This window comes from Ruegeria sp. AD11(2025), from assembly GCF_056542405.1.
The window spans coordinates 1-4569 of record NZ_JBQFZU010000071.1 but is presented as its reverse complement, the minus strand read 5'-3'; the positions used below and the strand labels follow the sequence as shown (position 1 = coordinate 4569).

Sequence of the window (4569 nt, the reverse complement as noted above, 5' to 3'; positions counted from 1 at the left end):
CGGCACCGCGCTTGCGGATGGCAGCTATGCGATCACGGCGACACAGACGGATGTTGCGGGCAATGGTCCTTCGGCCGCCTCTGCCGCCTTCAATGTTGTTGTGGATACCAATATTAAATTTACTGAAAAGAGCCAGCTTGACACGGCTTTAGATAATGGAGCAGCCCACACATCAATCGCGGATATAGACGGGGATGGAGATCTTGATATCATTGGATCGTCAAGATCCTCCGATGCATTTGTTGTTTTCCGGAATGACGGTTCCGGGAATTTCGATACCGGGACCCAAATCGATACATCATTGGATGGCGGTGCGTTCCACACGTCGATTGCAGACATGGACGGAGATGGAGGTCTTGATATCATTGGATCAGCGAGAGGGAGCGGGTTTGTTGTTTTCCGGAATGACGGTTCCGGGAATTTCGATACCGGGACACAGATCAATACATCATTGGATAGTGTTGCGTTCCACACGTCGATTGCGGATATAGATGGGGATGGAGATCTTGACATCATTGGATCAGCCGTAGGTTCTAATGCATTTGTTGTTTTCCGGAATGACGGTTCCGGGAACTTCAACGCAAATACCCAGATCAATACATCGTTGGATCTTGGAGCAGCTCACACGTCGATTGCAGACGTAGACGGGGACGGGGATCTTGACATCATTGGGTCATCTATTCACGCTGGTGCACAATCCGGTGCGTTTGTTGTGTTCCAGAATGATGGCTCAGGGGAATTCGACACAGGTACCCAGTTTCTCTCAACTAACACCACAGGCGCACAACATTCTTCTATAGCTGATCTCAATGGTGATGGAGACGTCGAAGTAGTTGGATCAGCACCTACATCAAATTCATTTTTAATCTTTGAAATTCTGTGAGCCATATGAAAAATCATACTCAGGTAAATCTGCGCTATGGAAGTGAAGATTCATTATGAAGAGTTTTGTATCCAAGGCTTCTAGAAAGCTTGGTTATATTATACCTGCGCATATAAGGTTGTATGCTGCAAAAACTATAAGTAAATTAAAAGGTCGCACTTCAATTTTTTTGATAATCTACTTAGCTCAATCAAGCTGTAGTTTTGACTCAGGAAAATATCACGATGGAAACAGTATAACTTTAGGTAAGATTAAAGAGCCCAATACTGAATCGACCAGTCAAAATAGTGATGGGGCAAGTGCAACTAAATCACCTCTAAATTCTCAATTGGCGGTAATTTCGAGAGCCCTGGAACAGGTTGCCTTAACACAGTCTACTGCCGCACAAGATGTAACTGCCGCTCAAGCTACATTACTGGCGCGTAAATATGATGGATATCCACAAGTTGTTCCGAGAGGTTCGGTTTTTTTGGGGGGGGGCCATACAGAATCAATAGGAGTATCGATTGAACAATTGATTTGGGATAATGGTCATAATCAAGCCCGGATGCAAGACGCGAGTTTACAGGTAGAAGCAGCCAATCTCCGTGATTGGCAGTATAGGAATGAGATTATCCTCGAGGGTGTGCGCGAATTTGTCGAAATATCACGATACTCTGTACGTCTTACGGAGCTGCATAAGTTATCTCAGTCATTGGAAAGCATAGGCGACTTATTGAGTATTCGCTTAAAAGGAGGCGTGGCAGACAGAGGAGAGGTCTTAAGACTGAACACCTTACTACAAAGCGTAAAACGCCGCATTATCGCTGACAATTCAAAATTGCGCCAAGCACAAATGAATCTTTTCGAGCTTTTACCGGAAAGTGAAATAAGTCCATTGACTGATTTAGATGCCGCTATTCGGCTCTGTCGTAGAGATTGGCAATATGGTGAAGCTCCTGAAGATGCTATAGCGCGGGTAAGTCTTTCGCGTGCTCAGGTGCAAGAAAAAATAGTCCGAACATCAAGACTTCCTCGGATCGTACTTGATGCCGGTGTAAACTTTAATTCAGGAAACCTAGATCAGCCATCAATAGGGATTCGCCTTGATGCAAACAATATATTGGGCCCGGGTCGAAAAGGGAAGATAGAAGCCGCGCGTGCATCAATTCGTTCCGCAGGTATCTCTTATTATCTTCAAGGTAAGGAAACTAAGGCCGAACTTGAGGCGTTAAACAGCAGTTATGAAAGTCTACTATCCGATGCAGCATCGCTGCGTGCATTAAGTAAAAAAAATAACGATTCTATTATGTTGTTTAAGGAGCAGTTAGACGTCGGATCAATATTATTGACTGAAGGTGCTGACTTGTACAGAGAGCAAACTGATACCAGAATTGCACTGATTGATGTTCAAGCAAATACCTTGATAAACTGTTTAACATCTTCGCAGAAAAGAGGTCTGCTAGCAGAAAAAGCGGCGCTGGATGAAAATGACTAAAAAAATTAATGGAAAAGCATACAGTTTGCCGTTGTTCTCGTTGAAAGACGCAGTTGTTGCCTTGTTGAATTTTAGGTCTCTGGGGGTGGATGCTCAACGCTTAATGGAGGGTTTACCCGTTGAGCACGGGATACTAACAGAAGAGCTATTGGAGAGAGTTGGGCATAGGTTTGATCATGAAATAGTATGGACTGACGTGGATAAAGTAACAAATTTAGTAGTACCGTGTTGTTTAAAATTAAGATCGGACGAATTCCTTGTCGTTGTGGATATAGATACCGACGACCTGCACGTTCTCGACGTTGTCAATCCAACAGCGGTTCGTTCCATTTCATTATCGGACGTTGATGAAGGGCATTCGGGGCAAGCTTTTCGGATTTTGCCGAATTTGACCTTTCTCTTGCGCCAGCACGTATTAAGTAGCGAAAATAAGCACTGGTTTTGGGGTAGATTGGTACTCCAAAAGCACTATCTCTTTGATGTAATTACGGCGTCTTTATTTGCTAATGTATTGGCAGTAACGGTTTCGCTCTTCACTTTACAAGTTTACGATCGGGTTATCCCGGGACAATCCGAACCTACGCTCTGGGTTCTCGCGAGTGGTGTTGGGTTGGCGATACTCTTCGAAGCAATCTTGCGTGTAAGGCGAGCCAGAATAATTGATCATATTGGGAAGGAGGCAGAAATAGAGATCACAAGCAATATGTTTGCTCGGTTACTTGGTGTGAAATTGGATAATCTGCATCTTCTCCGGGTGCAGTTGTAAATATGATTCGTGAATTTTCGTCAGTAAAGGAATTTTTTTCGAATGTCGCCATTGGCCTTATTTCTGATCTTCCCTTTTCGTTTATTTTTTTACTTTTGATTTATGGGATAGCTGGACCTATAGTCTGGATCATTATGTTAGGGGCCGTTTTAATAGCGCTTCCTAATATTCTACTACAACGTCGTATGGCGCGCCTATCGGACGAGACTATGGGCGGTTTGACTTCAGCGTCTAAAATACTAATAGAAGCCTCCTACAGTCTGGAGGCAATTAAAATTAGCCGTTCTGAATCGTTGTTTCAAAGGCAGTGGGAGGAAGTTATTGCTTTGAATGCACTGAAAACCACAGAGCAACGCACATTACGCGCTTTACTAACGTATTGGGCAACATCAATACAACAAGCCACTTACGTGTGCGCTGTTATTGCATGTGTATATCTCATTTTTGCCGGAGAGCTTTCCGGTGGTGTACTTATCGCTGTCGCTATTCTTACAACACGTACTTTATCTCCTATTTCTCAGCTGTCTAATTCACTTTTGATTTGGCAGAACATGAAATCAGCTTTAGCCGCACTTGAAACTTTGATGTTAGCCAAACAGGAAAGGTCACTAGAATGTGTGTACGTTAGCAAGCCTAGAGTCCATGGCGATATTTCTGTAAAAAATCTACGCTACTCGCATTCAGAAGTGCGTGGAATGGCAATAGATATAGGCAATCTCGAAATTAAGGCTGGAATGCGGATTGCCTTACTTGGTAGCAATGGATCTGGGAAGTCAACGTTATTGCGCCTGATTGCTGGGCTCTATCAACCGGCGGATGGAGAAGTGGAAATTGATGGGTTGAATCTTCGGCAAATTGATCCCAGTGATTTAAGAAGAAACATTGGGTTGTTGCCGCAAGAGATAAAAATGTTTCGAGGAAGCTTAAGGGAAAACCTGTCTCCCACTACTCATAAAAGTACCGACGAGGAACTCCATCAAGCATTAACTTTTGGGGGTCTGGGGAAGTTTGTGAAGCAAAGTCCCGAGGGATTAGACTTAAGAATAGGCGACGGTGGGGACGGCCTGTCAATTGGCCAAAAACAAAGTATCGGTCTTGCTCGGATTTATCTCCAAGATCCTTCTATTATTTTACTTGATGAGCCAACGTCATCTCTAGATGAGCATCTTGAAAAGGCAGTAGTGAAGCGTATTGGTAGTTGGATTGGATCAAGGACCTGTATTATAGCTACTCATAGACAAGAAATACTTTCCGAAATGTCGCATATAGCGGTGCTGAAACAAGGACAAGTTGTTTTGCAGGGGAAGCGTGATGCGACGAGAAAAAATTCTATATCGTCGTCTATGCCTTTACAAACCACCGAATCGTCATGAAGTTAGGTTGTGAAGTTAATGCGTTTATCAACGCTCAGGGGGTGCGGTCTAGTCGTGTGCAAATAAGGCT

4 protein-coding genes are annotated in these 4569 nt (G+C 43.8%); all 4 read left to right on the top strand.

Annotated features, from left to right (window positions below; all coding sequences use genetic code 11):
- Positions 1 to 883, top strand: an 883-nt coding sequence (locus ACR1XY_RS24115) for an FG-GAP repeat domain-containing protein (RefSeq protein WP_480597276.1), incomplete at its 5' end; no start/stop codon positions are given.
- A 55-nt stretch (positions 884 to 938) separates the two neighbouring features.
- Positions 939 to 2360: a TolC family protein gene (locus tag ACR1XY_RS24110; protein WP_480597271.1), complete on the top strand. Its 1422-nt coding sequence runs from the start codon at positions 939 to 941 to the stop codon at positions 2358 to 2360.
- Positions 2347 to 3126 carry a hypothetical protein gene (locus ACR1XY_RS24105; RefSeq protein WP_480597268.1) on the top strand — a complete coding sequence of 260 codons (780 nt, stop codon included), beginning with the start codon at positions 2347 to 2349 and terminating at the stop codon, positions 3124 to 3126. The genes ACR1XY_RS24110 and ACR1XY_RS24105 overlap by 14 nt, the downstream gene beginning before the upstream one ends.
- A gap of 2 nt (positions 3127 to 3128) precedes the next feature.
- Entirely contained in the window at positions 3129 to 4499 is a 1371-nt protein-coding gene (locus ACR1XY_RS24100; protein WP_480597265.1) for an ATP-binding cassette domain-containing protein, read from the top strand.
- Positions 4500 to 4569: the final 70 nt, after the last annotated feature.